The organism is Pseudonocardia charpentierae (assembly GCF_031845345.1).
GTDB lineage: Bacteria > Actinomycetota > Actinomycetes > Mycobacteriales > Pseudonocardiaceae > Pseudonocardia > Pseudonocardia charpentierae.
The window spans coordinates 57,585-77,773 of sequence record NZ_JAVREJ010000004.1 but is presented as its reverse complement, the minus strand read 5'-3'; the positions used below and the strand labels follow the sequence as shown (position 1 = coordinate 77,773).

General features: G+C 72.4%; 15 protein-coding genes and 1 tRNA gene. 8 read left to right on the top strand and 8 right to left on the bottom strand.

Annotated elements, in window-relative coordinates; translation table 11 throughout:
- Positions 1–4: 4 nt before the first annotated feature.
- Positions 5–1,507: a bifunctional UDP-N-acetylglucosamine diphosphorylase/glucosamine-1-phosphate N-acetyltransferase GlmU gene (gene glmU / locus RM445_RS08030; protein ID WP_311555501.1), complete on the bottom strand. Its 1,503-nt coding sequence runs from the start codon at positions 1,505–1,507 to the stop codon at positions 5–7.
- A gap of 228 nt (positions 1,508–1,735) precedes the next feature.
- On the opposite strand from glmU, the gene RM445_RS08025 reads away from it, so the two are divergent.
- Entirely contained in the window at positions 1,736–2,173 is a 438-nt protein-coding gene (locus tag RM445_RS08025) for an OsmC family peroxiredoxin (protein WP_311555500.1), read from the top strand.
- A gap of 84 nt (positions 2,174–2,257) precedes the next feature.
- Here the strand turns inward: RM445_RS08025 and RM445_RS08020 are convergent, their stop codons facing one another.
- The 5 genes from RM445_RS08020 to RM445_RS08000 all read right to left on the bottom strand — a co-directional run bounded on the left by RM445_RS08020 (position 2,258) and on the right by RM445_RS08000 (position 6,257).
- Complete coding sequence (locus tag RM445_RS08020; protein ID WP_311555499.1) at positions 2,258–2,476, bottom strand: hypothetical protein; 219 nt, start codon at positions 2,474–2,476, stop codon at positions 2,258–2,260.
- Between the two features lie 104 nt (positions 2,477–2,580).
- Positions 2,581–3,774 (bottom strand): Gfo/Idh/MocA family protein, encoded by a 1,194-nt coding sequence (locus RM445_RS08015; protein WP_311555498.1) that lies wholly within the window; start codon positions 3,772–3,774, stop codon positions 2,581–2,583.
- Entirely contained in the window at positions 3,771–4,772 is a 1,002-nt protein-coding gene (locus RM445_RS08010; protein ID WP_311555497.1) for a LacI family DNA-binding transcriptional regulator, read from the bottom strand. Before RM445_RS08010 ends, RM445_RS08015 begins: the two co-directional genes overlap by 4 nt.
- 74 nt (positions 4,773–4,846) lie before the next feature.
- Positions 4,847–6,145: a glycosyltransferase 87 family protein gene (locus tag RM445_RS08005; RefSeq protein ID WP_311555496.1), complete on the bottom strand. Its 1,299-nt coding sequence runs from the start codon at positions 6,143–6,145 to the stop codon at positions 4,847–4,849.
- Positions 6,146–6,186: 41 nt separating this feature from the next.
- A tRNA-Gln gene (locus RM445_RS08000) sits at positions 6,187–6,257 on the bottom strand.
- Positions 6,258–6,421: 164 nt separating this feature from the next.
- Here RM445_RS08000 and RM445_RS07995 point away from each other — a divergent pair.
- The 5 genes from RM445_RS07995 to RM445_RS07975 are packed head-to-tail and all read left to right on the top strand — an operon-like array spanning position 6,422 to position 10,596.
- Positions 6,422–7,693, top strand: coding sequence for a class I SAM-dependent methyltransferase (locus RM445_RS07995; RefSeq protein ID WP_311555495.1), 1,272 nt, complete (start codon positions 6,422–6,424; stop codon positions 7,691–7,693).
- A 4-nt stretch (positions 7,694–7,697) separates the two neighbouring features.
- On the top strand, positions 7,698–8,522 hold the full coding sequence (locus RM445_RS07990) for a sugar phosphate nucleotidyltransferase (RefSeq protein WP_311555494.1): 825 nt from the start codon (positions 7,698–7,700) through the stop codon (positions 8,520–8,522).
- Between the two features lie 21 nt (positions 8,523–8,543).
- On the top strand, positions 8,544–9,230 hold the full coding sequence (locus tag RM445_RS07985; RefSeq protein ID WP_311555493.1) for a PIG-L deacetylase family protein: 687 nt from the start codon (positions 8,544–8,546) through the stop codon (positions 9,228–9,230).
- Between the two features lie 25 nt (positions 9,231–9,255).
- A complete protein-coding gene (locus tag RM445_RS07980; RefSeq protein WP_311555492.1) occupies positions 9,256–10,281 on the top strand; it encodes an NAD-dependent epimerase/dehydratase family protein in 1,026 nt (341 codons plus the stop codon).
- A gap of 45 nt (positions 10,282–10,326) precedes the next feature.
- Positions 10,327–10,596 (top strand): DUF2277 domain-containing protein, encoded by a 270-nt coding sequence (locus tag RM445_RS07975; protein WP_311555491.1) that lies wholly within the window; start codon positions 10,327–10,329, stop codon positions 10,594–10,596.
- 148 nt (positions 10,597–10,744) lie between these two features.
- Here RM445_RS07975 and RM445_RS07970 read toward each other — a convergent pair whose 3' ends face one another.
- Positions 10,745–11,953, bottom strand: a complete 1,209-nt coding sequence (locus RM445_RS07970) for a PQQ-dependent sugar dehydrogenase (RefSeq protein WP_311555490.1) — start codon at positions 11,951–11,953, stop codon at positions 10,745–10,747.
- Between the two features lie 63 nt (positions 11,954–12,016).
- Here RM445_RS07970 and RM445_RS07965 point away from each other — a divergent pair, with 63 nt between their 5' ends.
- Positions 12,017–15,349 (top strand): S41 family peptidase, encoded by a 3,333-nt coding sequence (locus RM445_RS07965; RefSeq protein WP_311555489.1) that lies wholly within the window; start codon positions 12,017–12,019, stop codon positions 15,347–15,349.
- 129 nt (positions 15,350–15,478) lie between these two features.
- Here RM445_RS07965 and RM445_RS07960 read toward each other — a convergent pair whose 3' ends face one another.
- Complete coding sequence (locus RM445_RS07960) at positions 15,479–16,405, bottom strand: phytanoyl-CoA dioxygenase family protein (RefSeq protein ID WP_311555488.1); 927 nt, start codon at positions 16,403–16,405, stop codon at positions 15,479–15,481.
- 213 nt (positions 16,406–16,618) lie between these two features.
- Here RM445_RS07960 and mfd point away from each other — a divergent pair, with 213 nt between their 5' ends.
- The gene (gene mfd, locus RM445_RS07955) at positions 16,619–20,173 is read left to right on the top strand and encodes a transcription-repair coupling factor (protein WP_311555487.1); all 3,555 of its coding nucleotides are present in this window, start codon (positions 16,619–16,621) and stop codon (positions 20,171–20,173) included.
- Positions 20,174–20,189: the final 16 nt, after the last annotated feature.

Genomic DNA, 20,189 nt, shown 5'->3' with positions numbered 1-20,189 from the left:
GAACTCATTGCGGGGGGCCTCCTCGGCCGTCGTCTGGTCCGGTGTCGGACGAGGCTCCCGAGCGGTAGCGGCCGGCTGCCTCTGCTGCAGGTGTACCCGGCCGGTTCTTCTCGACCCAACCCTCGAACGTGCGTTGTGACCCGGCCGACACCGCCAGCGCCCCGGCGGGCACGTCGTGCCGGAGCACCGTGCCTGCACCGGTGTAGGCGCCGTCGCCGACGACCAGCGGTGCGATGAACATCGTGTCCGAGCCCGTGCGCACGTGGGAGCCGACGACCGTGCGCTGCTTGCGCACGCCGTCGTAGTTGACGAACACCGACGACGCGCCGATGTTCGACTCCTCGCCGATCGTCGCGTCGCCGACGTAGGTCAGGTGCGGCACCTTGCTGCCCGCGCCGATCTCGGCGTTCTTGACCTCGACGAACGTGCCGATCTTCCCGCGCGGTCCGAGTCGGGCGCCGGGACGCAGGTAGGCGAACGGGCCCACCGTCGCGTCCGGGCCGATCTCCGACGAGCTGCCGTGCGTCCGCACCACCGTCGCCCCCGCGCCGACCAGGACGTCCGTGAGCGTGGTGTCCGGGCCGATCTCGGCGCCGTCGTCGACGAGCGTCGCTCCGTGCAGCTGGGTGCCCGGGTGCAGCACCACATCACGGCCCAGGCGGACCCCCGTGTCCACCCACGTCGTCGCGGGGTCGACGACCGTCACCCCGGCGAGCATCCACTGCTCCAGCAGCCGCCGGTTCAGCTCGGCGCGCACCTGCGCGAGCTGCACCCGGTCGTTGACGCCCTGGACCTGCCACACGTCGAGGCACTGCACGGCACGCACCGGCAGCCCCTGTGTGGCGGCGGCCGCCACGAGATCGGTCAGGTACAGCTCGCCCTGGGCGTTGTGGCTCGCCAACCCGGACAGGCCGGCGGCTAGGAACGCGGCGTCGAAGACGTACACCCCGCTGTTGATCTCGCGGACGGCGCGCTCCTCGTCCGTCGCGTCGGCCTGCTCGACGATCCCGGTGACCGTGCCGTCCGGCCCGCGCAGCACCCGCCCGTAACCGGTGGGGTCGGCGAACTCGGCGGTGAGCAACGTGACGGCCGCGCCGCCTGCAGTGTGTTCGTCGAGCAGCGCCCGCAGCGTGGTCGCCTCGAGCAGCGGGACGTCGCCGTAGGTCACCACCACCGCGCCGGTGAGCCCGGACGGCAGCGCCTCGAGCCCGCACCGCACGGCGTGCCCGGTGCCGAGCTGCTGCTCCTGCACCGCGGTCGCCAGCGGCAGACCCAGCCGGCCGCCGACCGCCTCGACCTCGGCGATGACCTGATCGCGCGCGTGCCCGACGACGACGGCGAGGTGTTCGGGCGCGAGCGCGGCGACCGCGCCGATCGCGTGTCCGAGCAGCGTGGCACCGGCGATCGGGTGCAACACCTTCGGCACCGCGGAACGCATCCGCTTGCCCTCGCCCGCTGCGAGCAGCACGGCGGCTGTCGGGCGCGGACCGCCGTCGGTCTCGGGCATGAGCACTCCCCGCTCGCGTCGGCCGGCCTGCGGCCGGTGTTCGGACGGGCCGATCCTACGGGGCCCCTCCGACGCAGCCCGCGGCCTCGGACGGGTGGGCCTCGTCCGCGCTCCGTACCTGGCCGATCGACGTGGTGCGGCGTTCATCCGTCCACCGAGCCGGGTAGCACCGGCTTGCACAAGGTGCGAGGCTCCGGCCCAGCACGTCGACGACATGGAGGTCATCACATGCCCACCCGTACCGCCCGAACCGCCTGGAACGGCGGGCTCCAGGACGGCTCCGGCCAGGTCGAGCTCAGCAGCAGCAAGGTCGGCACGTTCGAGGTCAGCTTCCCCAAGCGCGCCGCGGACGACGCCGGCGGCACCACGAGCCCGGAAGAGCTGATCGCCGCCGCGCACTCCGCGTGCTACGCGATGCAGCTCTCGGCCAACATCGCCGAGGCGGGCGGTACGCCGCAGTCGCTCGACGTCACGGCCGACGTCTCGCTCGGACCGGACAAGGCCGGCGGTTTTCGAATCACCGGTATCACGCTGAAGGTCCGCGGTGAGGTCGAGGGGCTGGACGCGGCGGGCTTCGAGAAGGCGGCGCAGGCGGCCAAGGACGGCTGCCCCGTCAGCAAGGCGCTCACGGGCACGACGATCACCCTCGACGCCGCACTGGCGTGACGCCGGCGGCGAGCCGGGCATGAAGCGAAAGCGGCTTTCGGTGCGTTCAGTGCATCGAAAGCCGCTTTCGCTACGTCCGAGTGCTCACGGGTACGACCAGCAGCTCACCGAGAACGAGTAGTGACTGTTCAGCGCCTGCTGCGCGGTGGTGGGGTGGCTCCGGACCCCGACCCGCACCCCGCGCGCCTCCCCGGGCTCGACGGCCGCGATCTGCACGCCCCGGTCCGACCAGTAGCGCAGGTCGGCGAGCACGGCGAGGACTGCCGCGCCCGCCGGGGGCTCTGCAGCGTCGTCGCCTGCCATCGCGAGCCCTCCGAGCCGATCGGGGATCCGCGCCACCCTGCCCGGACCGGCCGACGCGGAGCAAGCATCGGCCGATGCCCATCGGTACTACGACCAGCCGCGGGTCAGCGCGGCAGCGACACCCAACCCCCGGTCCGCGCCGACTCGGCCATCGCGTCGAGCGCGTCCGCGCTGCGCACGGCGTCGTCGAGCGTCGTGCCGTGCGGCGTGCCGTCGGCGATCGAGCGCAGGAAGTTGTAGGCCTCGATGACCTTGAGGTCGTCGTAGCCCATGCTCGAGGCAGAACCGGGCTGGAACGCGCCGTAGAAGCCGTGCGACGGCCCGACGTACACGGTGGTGACCGCTTGGTCCTGGTAGGCGGGGTTGCCGCCGCTGCCCAGACTCACGCCCAGCTCGTTCATCCGACGGAAGTCCCAGAACACGGCGCCCTTCGTGCCGTGGATCTCGAACCCGTAGTTGTTCTGCTCGCCCACCGAGACGCGGCTCGCCTCGAGAACGCCGCGGGCGCCGGAGGCGAAGCGCACCAGGCTCGTCACGTAGTCCTCGTTCTCGACCGGGCCCGTCTCCCCGCCGCTGACCCGGGTGTGGCCCGCCGTGGCGCCGGTGGGACGCGCCCGCTCGGGCACGAAGACCGCCGTGTCGGCGGCGAGGGAGTCGATCTCGCCGAGCAGGTACCGGGCCAGGTCGACGCCGTGCGCGGCCAGGTCGCCCAGGACCCCGCTGCCGCCCCGCTCACGCTCGAAGCGCCAGCTCAGCGCGCCCTCCGGGTGCGCGGCGTAGTCGCTGAACAGCCGGAACCGGACGTGCGTGATGGTGCCCAGCTCGCCGCTCGCGATCATCTCCTTGGCGGCGGCGACGGCCGGGGCGTTGCGGTAGTTGAACCCGACCGCCCCCGCGACACCGGCCTCCTTCACCGCGTCCGCGACGGCGCGCGCGTCGTCCGCGGTCAGCCCCACCGGCTTCTCGATCCAGATGTGCTTGCCGGCCTTCGCCATCGCGACGCCGATCTCCCGGTGCAGGAAGTTGGGAGCGGCGATGCTCACGGCGGCGACGTCCGGGTCGGCCGCCACCTCACGCCAGTCGCGGGTGGGCTTGGTGAATCCGAACTGCTCCGCGGCCTCCTCGGCGCGCCCGGGCACCTCGTCGGCGACCGCGACCAACTGCGGGGCCACGGTCAGCTGCGGGAAGTGGTGCAGGACCCGGGCGTAGGCCTGGGTGTGCACCCGACCCATCCAGCCGAATCCCGCGATCGCCACGCCCAGGGGGCGGCGGCTCGACGTCGAGGTGCTCGCGGTCATCGTGTTCCTCCATGCGGTACGGGGCCGGTGCTCGACCGGACGATCAGTTCGGTGGGCAGTACGACGCGTGATGCCGGTGTGCCGCCCGGGTGGTCGACGGCATCGGCGAGCAGCCGGGTGGCCGCGGCGCCTGCCTCGGCGCAGGGCATCCGGACGGTGGTGAGAGCGGGGGTCACCTGGGCGGCGATCCAGATGTCGTCGACGCCGACGACGCTGACGTCCGCGCCGACCCGCACGCCGCGTTCGGTCAGCCTCCGGACGACGCCCAGCGCCATCTGGTCGCTGAAGGCGACCACGGCGGTCGAGCCCTCGCCGATCACCAGATCGGCTGCGCGGACCCCGGACTCGAAGCCGGGGGAGAACGGTCCCAGGACGGTGAGCTCGATGCCGGTGCGCGCGCAGGAGGTCTCGATGTTCCGGCGGCGGTCGATGCTGGTGAACATCGAGGTGGGCGCCGCGTCGAGGTAGACGAGGCCGCGATGGCCGAGCGCGGCGAGGTGGGCCACCGCCTGGTCGACGCCCTCGGCCGTCGACATGACCACGTGCGGCACGCCCTCGACGGGGCTGTCGATGAGGACGGCCGGGCCGAGGCCGGCGGTGGCGGCGCGGAGCGCGTCGTCGGCCGGCTGGCTGGGGTAGAGCAGCAGGCCGTCGACGTGCCGCGCCATCTCCTTCGCCAGCGTGAGCTCCTCGTCTGGCCGGTCGCCGTAGTCGGCGCAGAAGAGCGCGAGCCCGCGATGGCGCGCCTCGAGCTGGGCCGCCTTGGCGATGGTGGCGTAGAAGGGGTTCGCGAGGTCGTGGACCAGGAGTCCGAGGTAGCCGGTGCGGCCCCGAACGAGGGCGCGCGCGGATGTGTTGGGGGCGTAGCCGAGCTCGCCCGCGGCGGCGAGGACCCGGTGCCTGGTGGCCTCGGCGACGGCGTCGGGGCGCCCGAAGACGCGCGAGACGGTCGCGATCGACACGCCTGCGCGGCGGGCGACGTCGTGCACCGTGGTCATGCCGTTTACTGTAAACGCTTACAGCTGCGTGTCAAGAGGTTCCGCGTGAGAGCCGTGCGGGGGCGGGAAGTCGATCAGCGGGACGTGACGAACACGTCGCGACTCCAGGACGTGGTGGTGGCGGGCGCCGCTTCCGGGTCTCGGGCGGTTCTCAGCCACCAGGCCGCGAGCAGCATCGTGGCGAGCACGGCCAGCACGTAGACGTGCTCGCCGAACCACTGCACGGGCTGGTCGTGGCGGTAGGCGACCCAGATGACGCCGTTGGGGGCCCGGGCCTCCTCGGGTCGCGCCTGCAACGGCCACATCAGCAGGACCATGGTCCACAACGGAGCCAGCCCGGCGACGACGACCTGCGCCCACCCGTCCATGCGCAGCGCGACGTCCATGAGCAGCGGCAGCAGCACCACGACCCACACCCAGTGGTGCGACCAGGACACCGGCGACACGAGCAGTGCGGTGAACGCCACCGTGACCACGGCTGTGGTCTCCTCGCCGCGGCGGTCTGCCAGCACCGCGAGCGCGAGCCCGGCGACGGCCACCACCAGCGCCGAGACTACCCAGAACACCGCCGCGCCGGTCGTCTCCCCGAAGCTGCGCAGGGCGAGCCCGCGCAACGACTGGTTCGCGACGAAGGCGGGGCCGTTGCCGCCCGAGACGCGCGTCGAGTCGAGGAACAGGCCGTGCAGCCAGTACGCCGTGGACGCCTCCGGGGCGGCGAGCCAGCCGATCAGGGTCATCATGGCGAAGGCGCCGCACGCGACCGCGGCCGCGCGAAAACGACGAGTCAGGACCAGGTACACCACGAAGATCCCGGGGACGAGCTTGCAGGCCGTCGCGACACCGACGCCGATCCCTTTCCAGCGCACCCGGTCGGGCAGCGCCAGATCGGCCACGACCAGCAGCATGAGCAGGACGTTGATCTGCCCGAGGCCGAGGTTCTGGCTGACCGGCTCGAGCCACACCGCGAGCCCGGTGATTGCGAATGCGACCCCGATGCGGCCAGGGGTCCCGTGATGGCCCATGAGACCGCCGGCGATCCAGACCGTCGCCATGATCGCGGCGACGCTGATCGCCGTGAGGACGTGCAGTGCCCGGGGCATGTCCAGCCCAGCCAGGGGCGCGAGCAGCGGCAGCGTGATCGGCGGGTAGGTGTACGGCAGGTCGAGAGTGAAGCGGAGGTCGTACACCTGGAGGCCGTCGAGAAACGCCTGCGCGCCCTGGCGGTAGATGCCCAGGTCGAGCCCACTGGCGGGGTAGTCGCGCTGGTACTGCACGTAGAAGGCGAGCGACGTGAGAAACGCGCCGAGCCCCGGCAGGAGGAACCAGGCGGGCACGATCGTGGCGATACGTGTCCGACCGGTGGCTGAGGGCACGGGCGCATGTTAGGCCCAGGTTCCCTGATTCGATGATTCCGCTCCGCCGCCAGGATTCGAACCTGGACCATCGGAACCAAAATCCGAGGTGCTGCCTTTACACCACGGCGGACCGGACTTCCATGGTCCCACGACGCCCGAAGTGTCCGTCGTCCGCATCCACACGCGACGCCCCGGAGCACCCCCGGCGGATCGAATGATCGTGCGTGTAACACTCGTCGCCGTGCCGACAGCTGAGCCCGCGGCGGCGGGTGACCCGACCGGAGGACGCGCCGGATGCTGACCGAGACGGCGCCGCGCGCCGCCCCCGACACCACCGCATCGGCGTTGACGTGCCGGCTGTGTGGATCGGGCCACCTACGCAGTTTCCTGGATCTCGGGGCCACGCCGCCGTGTGAGTTGTTCCTGCCTGCGGAGGCGGTCGAGCAGCCGGAGATGACCTACCCGTTGCATGTGCGGGTGTGTGAGAGCTGTCTGCTGGCCCAGTTGCCGCCGTTGATCACGCCGGAGGAGACGTTCACCGAGTACGCGTACTTCTCGTCGTTCTCCACCAGTTGGGTGGAGCATGCGCGGCGGTTCGTCGACGGTGCGGTGGAGCGGCTCGGGCTGGGTCCGGAGTCGTTCGTCGTGGAGGTCGCGAGCAACGACGGCTACCTGCTGCAGCACGTGGTCGGGCGCGGTATCCAATGCCTGGGCGTCGAGCCGTCACGCAACGTCGGCGAGGCGGCCCGGGAGAAGGGCGTGCCGACGTTGACGGCGTTCCTGACCCCGGAGACGGGCGCGCAGGTGCGGGCGGAGCACGGGCCGGCTGATCTGGTGGCGTTGAACAACGTCTACGCCCACATCCCGGACGTGGTGGGGTTCACGAAGGGTCTGCGGTCGCTGGTCGCGGACGACGGCTGGGTGTCGATCGAGGTGCAGCACCTGCTCACGCTGGTCCAGCGCACCCAGTTCGACACGATCTACCACGAGCATTTCCAGTACTACACGGTGCTGACCGCGCAGCGGGCGCTCGCCTCCGGTGGCCTCACGCTGGTCGATGTGGAACTGCTCGACACCCACGGCGGCTCGGTGCGGCTGTGGGCACGCCCCAGCGAGGTGGCGGGTGAGCCGTCGCAGGCCGTACATGACGTGCTCGCCGCCGAGCAGGCGGCCGGACTGGACACCGCGGCGGGGCACGACGGATTCGCCACCGCCGTCTCGCGGGTGCGCGACGATCTCGTGGCGTTCCTGATCGAGGCGCGCCGGGCCGGGAAGACGGTGGTCGGGTACGGGGCGCCGGGCAAGGGCAACACGCTGCTGAACTACTGCGGGATCCGGCCCGACCTGCTGGCCTACACCGTGGATCGCAATCCGTACAAGCACGGCCGGTTCACTCCCGGCACCCGGATCCCGGTGCTCCCCCCGGAACAGATCGCGGCCGATCGGCCCGACTACGTGTTGGTTCTGCCGTGGAATCTGCGTGTCGAACTCACCGAGCAGCTCTCCTACGTGCGGGAGTGGGGGGGCCGGTTGGTCTTCCCGATCCCGACCCTCGAGGTGGTCTGAACACATGAAGGTCGTTCTGTTCTGCGGTGGCTACGGGATGCGGATGCGCGATGGCGTGTCGGATCTGCCCAAGCCGATGCACCAGGTGGGTCCGCGCCCGCTGATCTGGCACGTGATGCGCTATTACGCGCATTTCGGGCACAAGGATTTCGTGTTGTGTCTGGGGTACGGGGCGCATCACATCAAGGACTTCTTCCTCAACTACGACGAGACCGCGAGCAACGACTTCGTGCTGCGGGGCACCGATGTGGAGTTGTTGGGCAGCGACATCAAGGATTGGACGATCACCTTCGCCCACACCGGGTTGGACTCGCCGATCGGTGAGCGGCTGCGGCGGGTGCGCAAGCATGTCGAGGGCGAGGAGATGTTCCTGGCCAACTACGCGGACGTGCTCACGAACGCGCCGCTGAACACGATGATCGAGAAGTTCCGGGAGTCGGACAAGGTGGGCGGGCTGCTGGCGGTGCCGCCGCAGTCGGCGTTCCACTGCGTCAACCTCGGCGAGGGTGACGAGATCTCGTCGATCTCGACGTTGCAGGAGATGCCGCTGTGGGAGAACGGCGGCTACCTGATGTTCCGCCCGGAGGTGTTCGAACACCTCGAGGAGGACTGCGACCTGATCGGCGACGTGTGTGCGCCGCTGGCGAAGGAGGGCCGGATGATGGCGTTCCGGCACCGCGGGTTCTGGCAGCCCGCCGACACCGTGAAGGAGCGCACGGCACTCGAAGCGGCCTACCAGAGCGGCACCAGACCGTGGATGCTGTGGGACGCCCCCGACCGGGACCCGCTGCAGGCCGCGATCGCGGAGCTGCAGCGGCTCGACTGCTAGGAGCCCCGTGCCGAGTACACCTTGCTGAGCCTGCTGCCCGAGCGGCTCGACCGCATGCTGCTGCTCGGGGCCCACTGCGACGACATCGCGATCGGCGCCGGCGGCACCCTGTTGGAGCTGTGCCGCTCCCACCCGGGTGTCGTCGTCACAGCTCTCGTCCTCACCGGCGGTGGGTCGCTGCGCGAGGAGGAGGAGCGCGCGGCGCTCGCGGCCTTCTGCCCGGGAGCGCAGCTCGACGTGGCGGTCCTCGATCTGCCCGACGGCCGGGTGCCCACCCGCTGGGAGCTCGCGAAGCTCGCCCTGGAGGAGCTGCGCACCCGTGGCGAGCCGGATCTGATCCTCGCGCCGTCGCCGCACGACGCGCACCAGGATCACCGCACCCTCGCCGAGCTCGTGCCCACGGCGTTCCGCGACCACTTGATCCTCGGCTACGAGATCCTCAAGTGGGACGGCGACCTCGCCCAGCCCACCGTGTACCTCCCGCTCGCCGAGCCGGTGCTCCGGGAGAAGATCGCCAAGCTGCACGAGCACTACGGCTCGCAACGCGACCGCAGCTGGTTCGATCCCGAGGTGTTCGGCGGCCTCGCCCGGGTGCGCGGCGTGCAGTGCCACGCGCGGTACGCCGAGGCCTTCCACGTCGCGAAGATGGTCCTGGGCGCAGCGCCGCTGCTCGGTGTCGACCTGTCCACCCCGCCCTTCCCGTCCTGAGTTCGTCTTCGAGGAGAGTTCCGCCGTGCGTGTTCTGTTGACCGGTCACCAGGGCTACCTGGGCACCGTGATGGCCCCGATCCTGGCTGCGGCCGGGCACGAGGTCACCGGGCTCGACAGCGGGTTGTTCGCCGCGTCCGTGCTGGGCTCGCTGGACGTCCCGGACGCGCCGACGCTGGCGGTGGACCTGCGGGATGTGACCGTGGAGCAGCTGCAGGGCTTCGACGCGGTGGTGCACATGGCCGCGTTGTCCAACGACCCGCTGGGCTCGCTCGCACCGGAGATCACCTACGACATCAACCACCACGCCTCGACACGGCTGGCGCGGCTGGCCAAGGACGCGGGGGTTGAGCGGTTCGTCTACGCGTCGACGTGTTCGGTGTACGGGGCGCAGTCGGGCGACGAGCTGGTCGACGAAGATGCCCCGCTCAAGCCCGTCACCCCGTATGCGGAGTCGAAGGTGCGGGTCGAGGACGACCTGGCCGAGCTGGCCGACGCCGATTTCGTGCCGGTGTCGATGCGCAACGCCACGGCGTTCGGGTTCTCCCCGCGGCTGCGCGCGGACATCGTGTTGAACAACCTGGTCGGGCACGCCCTGTTGTCGAACACGATCAGGGTGCTGTCCGACGGCACCCCGTGGCGTCCCCTGGTGCACGCCGACGACATCGCCGCGGCGGTGGTGACGGCGCTGGCGGCGCCGGCGGAGGTGGTGCGGGCGCGGGCGTACAACGTGGGCACCGAGCGCAACAACCGCACGGTCGCCGAGATCGCCGAGGCCGTCGCGGACGCGGTGCCGGGTGCCGAGCTGCTGATCACCGGGGAGAACGGCAACGACCCGCGGTCCTACCGGGTCGACTTCTCCCGGGCCCGCAAGGAGCTGGGCTACGAGGCGCAGTGGACGATCCCCGACGGCGCCCTGCAGCTGGCCCACGAGTACCGGGCACGCGGGCTGACGCAGGAGGCGTTCGACAAGCGGTTCACGCGGCTGGCGGTGCTCAACGCCCGCCAGCAGGCCGGCGAGCTCGACGCGAGCATGCGCGTCGTCCGCTGAAATAGTCCGCACTCCTTCTCCGGAGTGCGGGCTACCGTAGAACGCATGTGCCGCAACATCCGCCCGCTGCACAACTTCGCTCCGCCCGCGTCGGACGTCGAGGTGCACGAGGCCGCCCTGCAGTACGTCCGCAAGCTCAGCGGCTCGGCCCGGCCGTCACAGGCCAACGCCGACGCCTTCGACCGGGCCGTCGGGGAGGTCGCCGCCGCGACACGGCGCCTGCTCGACGAGCTGGTGACCACCGCGCCGCCGAAGAACCGCGAGGTGGAGGCGGCCAAGGCGCGGGCCCGCGCCGAGGTGCGCTACGCGCGTTGATCGTGCGGGCGTATCCGGGCCGGATGCGGCCCGGCAGGTCCCGCACGATCAACTGAGCTGATCGTGCGGGCGGAATCAGCCCCGGATCCGGGCCGGCAGGCCCCGCACGATCAACTGAGCTGATCGTGCGGGCGGAACGGCGCCCGCCTCAGACCGGGTCGATCCGCAGCACGCGGTCGTCGTCGCCGTTCGACGTGCTCACGAACAGCGCGCCGTCCGGGCCCGTCCGCACCGCGCGCAGACGGCCGAACGTCCCGTCGAGCGGTCCCGGCTCCGCCACCGACGTCACGGCGCCGTCCGCCCCGATGGTCATCAGCAGCAGCTTGCTGCCGCGCAGCGCCGCGACGGCCAGCGCCCCGTCGAGGTCGCCCCACTGCGGGCCCGATACGAACGCCGCGCCGGCCACCGCCTCCACCGGGCTGCCGGAGCTCCACGCGGCCGCCACCGCGTCGGGGAAGCGCCCCAGGTCCGTCATCGGCACCGACTCGTCGTAGCCGCCGACGGTGCCGCCCTGCCCCGGATCCCAGCCGTAGTTGCCGCCGGGCCGCAGGAGGTTGACCTCGTCGTCCGTCGTCGGACCGTGCTCGGCGGTGTACACCGCGCCGTTGGACGGCCGCACCGCCACACCCTGGACGTTCCGGTGTCCATACGTGTAGACGAGGCTGCCGTCGATCGGGTTGCCGGGCGCGGGACGTCCGGTGGCCAGGTCCGCGCGCAGCACCTTCCCGCCGAGCGAGCCGAGGTCCTGCGGCAGGTTCCCGCGCGCCGTGTCGCCGGTGCCGACGAGCAGCGCACCGTCGGCGGCGAGCGTCGGCCGGCACCCCGAGTGGCGTCCCGACGGGTTCACGGGCAGGCCACCCACGAGTGGGTCGACCACCCGCTCCGCACGGGTTCCGTCGGCCGAGAGCGTCCACGTCACCAGCCGGATGTCGACGGGCCGTCCGCCCTCGGTGTGCGTCTGGCAGGTGGTGAACCGGCGGCTCTGCGCGAAGTCGGGATGCACGACCAGGCCCATCAGCCCGCCCTCACCGCGGACGAGCAGATCGCCGAAGTCGGCGGCGACCGGCGCCACCGTGGCGCCCTCTGCCGTCCCCGACAGCAGCACCAGCCGTCCGCCGCGCTCGGTGACGAGCATGCGGCCGTCGGGCAGGAACCCCACGTCCCACACCTGGTCGAGCCCGGCGGCGACGGTGCTCACACGCAGCTCGGGAGTCCCGGAGCGGCTCGGCTGAACCGTCGGCGTCGCGGAGGCGGTACCCCCGCCGCCGGGGGCGGCCGGGGGCGCTGCAGGAGCGCTACACGCGGCGACGACGAGAGCGGCGAGCGCCGCGAGTATCGGTCCGATTCGTCCCGTCACCGCGTGATCGTGGCCACGAGAGGGTGAGGCGGGCGTGTGCCCGCGCGTCGCTACGGTCTCCGCATGGCCGGCTACCTCCGCTTCCCCCACCTGCGCGGCGACACCCTGGTCTTCGTCGCCGAAGACGATGTGTGGACAGCGCCGGTGTCCGGCGGCCGGGCCTACCGGCTCACGGCGGACGACGTGCCGGTGGCCACGCCACGGCTGTCGCCGGACGGAACCCGCGTGGCGTGGACGTCGACGCGCGAGGGTGCGGGGGAGGTCTTCGTCGCCGACGCGGACGGTGGTTCCGCGCGGCGGCTGACCTGGTGGGGCGGTGCCCGCTGCCGCGGCTGGGCGCCGTCGGGCGACGTGCTCGCCCTCACCTCCGCCGGGCAGTCGCTCGGCCGGTCGACGTGGGCGTGGGACGTCCCGGTGGACGGCGGCGCCCCGCGGCGACGCGAGCACGGGCCGTTGTCCGACCTGGCGCTGTCGGCCGACTCGCCCGGGGTGCTGCTGGCCACGACCCGGTCGCTGGAGTCGGCGTGGTGGAAGCGCTACCGCGGCGGGACGGCCGCGAAGCTGTGGTGGGACGCGGACGGCTCGGGCGGGTTCGTCCGGCTCCTCGCCGGGATCGACGCCCAGCTCGAGTCGCCGATGCAGGTGGGCGACCGGCTGGCGTTCCTGTCCGACCACGAGGGCTGGGGCAACCTCTACTCCGTCGACCGGTCCGGGCGCGACCTGCGTCGCCACACCGACCACGGCGGCCCCGACGCGCCCGCGTTCTACGTACGGCACGCGAGCACCGACGGCGGCCGGGTCGTGTTCGAGTCGGCAGGCGAGCTGTGGATCCTCGACTCCCTCGAGTCGGATGCTCGGCCGCTCGACGTCCGGCTCGGCGGCCCCCGCACGGCCCGGGAGCCGCACCGGATCACCACGTCCGCGTGGCTGTCCGATGCGGTGCCCGACCGGACCGGCCGGACGAGCGTCGTCAGCGTCCGTGGCACCGTCCACCGGCTCACCCACCGCGACGGTCCGGCCCGGACCCTGATCGCCGAGCCGGGTGTCCGCGCCCGGCTCGCCGAGCCGCTGGGCGACGACCGGGCCGTCTGGGTGGACGACGCGGACGGCGAGGAGGCCGTGACCGTCGCCCCGATGGACCCGCGCGCCGAGGAGGCGCCGCCGCTGGTCCGGTACTCCGTCGGCGGGCGGGTGCTGCAACTGGCGGCGGCCCCGGACGGCCGGAGCGTCGCCGTGGCGATGCACGACGGGAGGCTGCTGCTCGTCGACCTTTCCGCTGGTGAAAGCGACGAGGGCGAGGTGCGCGAGCTCGCCCGCGGAGCCGACGGCGAGATCTCGGGTCTCGCCTGGTCGCCCGACTCGCAGTGGCTCGCGTACACCGATCCGATCGAGGCGGGGATCAGCCGAATCGCCGTGATGCGACCGGCCGACGGTGTGCCCGTCGCGGTCACCGAACCCCGGTTCGTCGACCGCTCCCCGACCTTCACCCTCGACGGTCGCTACCTGGCCTTCCTGTCGCGGCGCAGCTTCGACCCGATCTACGACCAGCATTCGTTCGACCTCACGTTCCCGGCGTCCTGGCGGCCGTTCCTCGTCCCGTTGGCCGCCCGCACGCCCGACCCGTTCGGCGCGAGCCCCGACGGACGCCCCACCTCGCACGCCGACGAGAAGGCCGACGACCTTCGCGCCCCCGACCCCGACGACCCGTCCGCGGAGGGCGCCGAGAACGTCCCGAAGCCGGAAAAGGACGCGGAGAAGAAGGCGCCGCCGGAGGTGCTGATCGACGTCGACGGGCTGGTCGACCGGGTCGTGCCGATCCCGGTGGGGGAGGGCCGTTACTCCGGGATGAGTGCGGCCAAGGGGTGCCTGCTGTGGTTCCACTCGCCCGTCGAGGGGGTGCTCGGATCCGGGCGACCGGACGACGAGAAGCCGGACCGGCCCGTCCTCGAGCGCTACGACCTGGTGCGCCTGAAGCTCGACGTGATCGCGGACCCGGTGAGCGCTTACGCGGTGAGCGGCGACGGCACCCGCCTCGTCGTCCGTGACCGGGAGACCTTGCGGGTGCTGCGCTCGGACCGTACGGGGTCGACGGCGCCGGAGAAGGGCGACGCCGACGAGTTCGAGATCGACACCCGGCGCATCGTGGTCACCGTCGATCCGACGGCCGAGTGGCGGCAGATGTACGACGAGGCGGGTCGCCTGATGCGCGACCATTTCTGGGTCGCGGACATGGCCGGGGTCGACTGGGCGGCGGAGCTGGCGCGTTACCGGCCGCTGGTCGACGCGGTGGGCAGTGTCGACGACCTCGTCGACGTGCTGTGGGAGGTGAACGGCGAGCTCGGCACCTCCCACGCGTACGTGTCCGGGGGCGGTGGGGGCGACTGGTCGGGCCGGCCCGGCCTGTTGGGTGCCGACCTCGACCGCACGGACGACGGCTGGCGGGTGGCACGGGTGCTGCCGCCCGAGACGTCGGCACCGGACGCGCGGAGCCCGCTGGCCGGCCCGGGTGTCGACGTCCGGGCCGGCGACGTGATCCTCGAGGTGGGCGGACGGCCCGTGGACCCCGAGTGGGGGCCTGCCCCGCTGCTGGTGGGCACCGCGAACCGGCTGGTCGAGCTCACGGTGCGGACCGGTCCCGGGCATGCCGCATCCGGGCGCGAGGGCGAGGTGCGCCGGGTCGTCGTCAAGCCGCTCTCTTCGGAGTCGGAGGTGCGCTACCAGGATTGGGTGGCGGGCAGGCGGGCGTTCGTCGCCGACGGCTCGGAGGGCCGCCTGGGCTACCTGCACGTCCCGGACATGGTCGCCAGCGGGTGGGCGCAGCTGCACCGCGATCTGGGGCGCGAGACCGCGCGCGACGGCCTGATCCTCGATGTGCGCGGCAACAGCGGCGGGCACACCTCGCAGCTGGTGGTCGAGAAGCTCGCGCGGCGGGTGATCGGCTGGGACGTGCCGCGGCACCGTCAGTCCTTCCCGTATCCCGACGACGCCCCGCGCGGCCCGGTCGTCGCCCTGGCCGACGAGCACTCGGGCTCGGACGGCGACATCGTCACCGCCGCGATCAAGCGGCTGGGCATCGGGCCCGTGATCGGGACGCGGACCTGGGGCGGGGTGATCGGGATCGACGGCCGCTACCACCTGGTGGACGGCACGCGCGTGACCCAGCCGCGGTACGCGTCGTGGTTCGACGACACGGGCTGGGAGGTGGAGAACCGGGGGGTCGACCCGGACATCGAGGTGGTGACCACCCCGCAGGACCACGCCGCGGGCCGCGACCCGCAGCTGGAGCGCGCGGTCGATCTGGCCCTGGAGCGGCTCGAGGAACGCCCCGCGGCCCGCCCCCCGGACCCGGCGACCCGCCCGTCCCGCCGCCGTCCCGACCTCCCGCCCCGCCCGTAGTTCCGCGAGTCGGCACGTTCGACAGGCTGAATGCGCAGTTCCGCGAGACCGAAAACTGCCGACTCGCGCTGGTGAACGTGCCGACTCGCGCGTTTGCGGCGGGAGGCGGGTGCGGGTGCGGGTGCGCGGTCAGCTGGTGGGGACGAACTCCTTGATGCCGGCGGCGCCTGCGGCGCTCTCGCTGTCGTAGGGCGCGATCTCGTCGTCGGTGAACGACGCGCCGTCGGTCATGCGCTTGAAGTCGCGCATGGCCGTGCCCGTGCAGGCGACGTCCGCGACCGGGGCACCGATGCCGGCGTGCACGTCGTCGATGTGGACGGTGCGGAAGTCGATGCTGTAGCGGGTGATCCCGCTGGTGTTGGGGATCGAGGCGTGCAGCTGGTCACCGGAGAACAGCATGATCCCGCCCAGCGGCGGCACCACCGTCAGCCGCGTCGCGTCGGCCGGGATCCCGTTCACCGGTGCGGGGTGCACCCGGGCGTCCTTGCCGCCGCTGAAGTCCTTGATGTTCCCGCGCCAGGTGTTGGCGACGTAGTAGTCGTAGTCGCCGGAGTTGTTCTCCACCTGCGCGCCGAAGCCGTGCGGGTAGAACTCCATGATGTTGTTCTCGGCCACCGGCCACACCGGCATCCACCAGTTGATCTGCGCCTTGGGGGCGGCGTACCAGGTGTCGCGGTGGGCCTGGAAGGCGTAGGCGATGCCGGTGGACAGCCCGCCCTGGGGGAAGGCGGTGCGCAGCTTCGGCACGTCGGCGTGGATGTTCCCCGGCTCGCAGCCGAGCGCCCGCGCGATCGTGCGCACGTGCTCCATGGACCGCGGGTCGTGGATCCAGCGCGGCTTGAACTCGATCAACATGTCGGCGAGCTCCTCGGGGGAGTACACCGTGCTGATCGTGAGCGGGTCGTGCGGCGCGAACAGCTCGGTGATCATCTCCCGGGTGTACGCGGCGAAGGCCGCGATCTCCGGCACCTGGGTGTAGATCAGGACGTCGCCGCCGAACAGGCGGCGCCGCCGCTCGCCGTCATCGAAGGCCGGGTCGATGTGAACGTTGACCATGCAGCTTCCTTCGGTAGAGGGGTGGGGAGCTCCCCCTACCAACGACGCTCCACCCCGACCGACGTTGCTCAGATCCGGCACCTGAGCGATCACGCCGCGGCGACGGGGGCGCTGGGCGTCCGGGCCGGTCGGCGGCGGGCCGCGTAACCTGGGGGTAGACCCCCATCCGTCCCGGGCAGGGGTCTGTCCTGCGTGCCTGCTGCAAGGGGAATCGTGGCCAAGCTCTCCGGTCTGCTCACCACCTCGGACCCCGAACTCGGCGCACTGGCCGCCGCAGCCCGCGACGTGCGCGCCGCCGGTGTGCCGGCGCTGGCCGTCGAGGGTCCCGCGGCACTGCGGCCCTTCCTGGCCGCCGGCCTCGCCCAGGGCCGGACGGTCCTCGCCGTCACCGCGACCGACCGCGAGGCCGATGACCTCGCCTCCGCCGCCGCGGACCTGCTCGGTCGCGACGTCGTCGCCGTGCTGCCGAGCTGGGAGACCCTGCCCCACGAGCGGCTCTCGCCGCGCCCGGACACCGTCGGCCGCCGGCTGTCGATCTTTCGCGGGCTGGCCGACCCCGCCACCGCGCCCCGGCTGGTCGTGGCGGCCGCCCGCAGCCTGATCCAGCCGATCGCGCCCGGTCTCGGCCGGCTGGAGCCGGTCAGCCTGCGGGTCGGCGACACCCACGACTTCGACGACCTGCTGGTCCGGCTCGTCGAGCTGGCCTACACGCGGGTGGAGATGGTCACCACCCGCGGTGAGTTCGCCGTCCGCGGCGGGATCGTCGACGTGTTCCCGCCCACCGCCGAGCACCCCGTGCGCGTCGAGTTCTGGGGCGACGAGGTCAGCGAGCTGCGCAGCTTCGCCGTGGCCGACCAGCGTTCCGTGGCCCCCGTCGACGAGCTGCACGCCCCGGGCTGTCGCGAGCTGCTGCTCACCACCGAGGTGCGGGCCCGGGCCGCGGTGCTCGCCCGCGCCCACGAGAACAACCCGCCGCTGCGCGAGCTGCTGGAGCACCTGGCCGAGGGCATCCCCGCCGAGGGCATGGAGTCGCTCATCCCGGCGCTGGTCGGGGCCGAGCTCGAGCTGCTCACGGACCTGCTGCCGGCCGGCGCACCGGTGCTGCTCGCCGATCCCGAGCGCATCCGCACCCGCGCGGCGGACCTCGTGCGAACGGGTCAGGAGTTCCTCGAGGCGAGCTGGTTCACCGCGGGGATCGGCGGCGACGCCCCGATCGACGTGGGCGCCAGCGCCTACCGCGGCCTCGACGACGTGCTCGGCCACGCCGCGGCGACCGGGCACCCGGTCGTCACCCTGAGCCCGCTCGTGTCGGGCCGCGACCAGGAAGACGACAGGGTCTTCGCGCCTGCGGTGCACGAGGTCGAGTCGTACCGCGGCGACACCGACCGGGCGCTGACCGACCTGCGCGGCCACGTCGCGGCAGGCGGCACGGCCGCGCTCGTCGTCGCCGGTCCTGGGACCGCGCAGCGCGCCATCGAGCAGCTCCACGACGCGGAGGTGCCCGCCAAGCTCGTCGAACGGCTGTCCGCCGCGCCGGAGCCCGGCCTCGTCACCGTCACCTGCGGTTGCCTGACCGAGGGCCTGACCACGGGCAGCGGCTTCGTGCTGCTCACCGAGGCCGACGTCACCGGCAACCGCGCCGCCGCGACCACCGACTCCCGCACCCTGGGCAGCAAGCGCCGCCGCAACGCCGTCGACCTCGTCACCCTGCAGCCCGGCGATTACGTTGTCCACGCCCAGCACGGGATCGGCCGCTTCGTCGAGATGCGGGAGCGCACGGTCAGCGGCGCGACCCGCGAGTACCTCGTGCTCGAGTACGCGTCGTCGAAGCGGGGCCAGCCCGCCGACCGGCTGTTCGTGCCGACGGACGCCCTGGACGAGGTCAGCCGCTACGTCGGCGGCGAGGTGCCCGCCCTGAACAAGCTCGGCGGCGCCGACTGGGCCAAGACGAAGGGCCGTGCCCGCAAGGCGGTCCGGGAGATCGCCGCCCAGCTCGTGCAGCTCTACGCCGCCCGCCAGTCCGCGCCCGGGCACGCGTTCGCCCCCGACTCGCCCTGGCAGCGTGAGCTGGAGGACGCCTTCCCGTTCACCGAGACCCCGGACCAGCTCTCGGCGATCGACGAGGTCAAGGCGGACATGGAGCGGCCCGTCCCGATGGACCGGGTGATCTCCGGCGACGTCGGGTTCGGCAAGACCGAGATCGCCGTGCGCGCGGCGTTCAAGGCGGTGCAGGACGGCAAGCAGGTTGCGGTGCTCGTGCCGACGACATTGCTGGCCACCCAGCACCTGCAGACCTTCACCGACCGGATGCGGGCCTTCCCCGTCACCGTCAGGGGGCTGTCGCGGTTCACCGACGCCGCGGAGGGCCGCCAGACGATCGCCGGGCTCGCCGACGGCACCGTGGACGTCGTGGTCGGCACCCACCGGCTGCTGCAGACCGGGATCCGCTGGAAGGACCTCGGCCTGGTGATCGTCGACGAGGAGCAGCGCTTCGGCGTCGAGCACAAGGAGCACATCACCGCGATGCGCACGCACGTCGACGTGCTGACGCTGAGCGCGACGCCGATCCCGCGCACGCTGGAGATGAGCCTGGCGGGCATCCGCGAGATGTCGACCATCACGACGCCGCCCGAAGACCGCCACCCGACGCTCACCTACGTCGGCGCCTACGACGAGAAGCAGGTCGGGGCGGCCATCCGGCGGGAACTGTTGCGCGACGGCCAGGTGTTCTTCGTGCACAACCGCGTGTCGACGATCGACCGCGCGGCGCGCCGGATCCGCGAGCTCGTGCCCGAGGCCCGGGTCGCGGTGGCGCACGGGCAGATGAACGAAGACCTGCTGGAGCGCACGGTCAACGGGTTCTGGCACCGCGAGTACGACGTCCTGGTGTGCACCACGATCGTCGAGAACGGCCTGGACATCTCGAACGCGAACACCCTGATCGTCGAGCGGAGCGACACCCTGGGCCTCTCGCAGCTGCACCAGCTGCGCGGGCGGGTCGGCCGCGGCCGCGAGCGCGGCTACGCCTACTTCCTCTATCCGCCCGAGCACCCGCTGACCGAGACCGCCCACGACCGCCTTGCCACCATCGCGCAGCACTCGGAGCTGGGCGCGGGCACGGCCGTCGCGATGAAGGACCTGGAGATCCGCGGCGCGGGCAACATCCTCGGCGCCGAGCAGAGCGGCCACATCGCCGGAGTCGGGTTCGACCTCTACATCCGGCTGGTCGGGGAGGCCGTCGCCGCGTTCCGGTCGGCTGCGGGGGCACCGGAAGGCGCCGAGGAGGCGGAGCTGGTCGAGGTGCGGGTGGACCTGCCGATCGACGCGCACGTCCCGTACGACTACGTCACCGGGGACCGGCTGCGGCTGGAGGCCTACCGCAAGATCGCCGAGGCGCCGGACCAGGACGCGCTGGACGCGATCGTCGAGGAGCTGACCGACCGCTACGGCGAGCCCCCGACGCAGGTGCGCAACCTGCTCGCCGTCGCCGCGTTCCGGCAGCGCTGCCGGGCGCAGGGAGTGGCGGAGGTGGCCCTCGCCGGGAACAACATCCGCATCGCCCCGGTGGACCTGCCGGACTCCGCGCAGCTGCGGCTGCGCCGGCTGCACCCGAAGGCGCTGTACAAGCCGGCGACCAAACTGGTCACGGTGCCACGGCCGGTCGAGGGCGGCCGGCTGGGCGGCGCTCCACTGCGCGACGTGGAGCTGCTCGACTGGTGTGCCGCGTTGATCAGCGACGTCCTGGTGCCGGTCGCCGCCGCCAGGTAACACCTACCGGCGGCAG

Bases quoted from the DNA above. Each gene is read 5' to 3' on its own strand.
- glmU (WP_311555501.1), bottom strand. From the start codon at position 1,507: ATGCCCGAGACCGACGGCGGTCCGCGCCCGACAGCCGCCGTGCTGCTC.
- RM445_RS08025 (WP_311555500.1), top strand. From the start codon at position 1,736: ATGCCCACCCGTACCGCCCGAACCGCCTGGAACGGCGGGCTCCAGGAC.
- RM445_RS08020 (WP_311555499.1), bottom strand. From the start codon at position 2,476: ATGGCAGGCGACGACGCTGCAGAGCCCCCGGCGGGCGCGGCAGTCCTC.
- RM445_RS08015 (WP_311555498.1), bottom strand. From the start codon at position 3,774: ATGACCGCGAGCACCTCGACGTCGAGCCGCCGCCCCCTGGGCGTGGCG.
- RM445_RS08010 (WP_311555497.1), bottom strand. From the start codon at position 4,772: ATGACCACGGTGCACGACGTCGCCCGCCGCGCAGGCGTGTCGATCGCG.
- RM445_RS07995 (WP_311555495.1), top strand. From the start codon at position 6,422: ATGCTGACCGAGACGGCGCCGCGCGCCGCCCCCGACACCACCGCATCG.
- RM445_RS07990 (WP_311555494.1), top strand. From the start codon at position 7,698: ATGAAGGTCGTTCTGTTCTGCGGTGGCTACGGGATGCGGATGCGCGAT.
- RM445_RS07975 (WP_311555491.1), top strand. From the start codon at position 10,327: ATGTGCCGCAACATCCGCCCGCTGCACAACTTCGCTCCGCCCGCGTCG.
- RM445_RS07965 (WP_311555489.1), top strand. From the start codon at position 12,017: ATGGCCGGCTACCTCCGCTTCCCCCACCTGCGCGGCGACACCCTGGTC.
- RM445_RS07960 (WP_311555488.1), bottom strand. From the start codon at position 16,405: ATGGTCAACGTTCACATCGACCCGGCCTTCGATGACGGCGAGCGGCGG.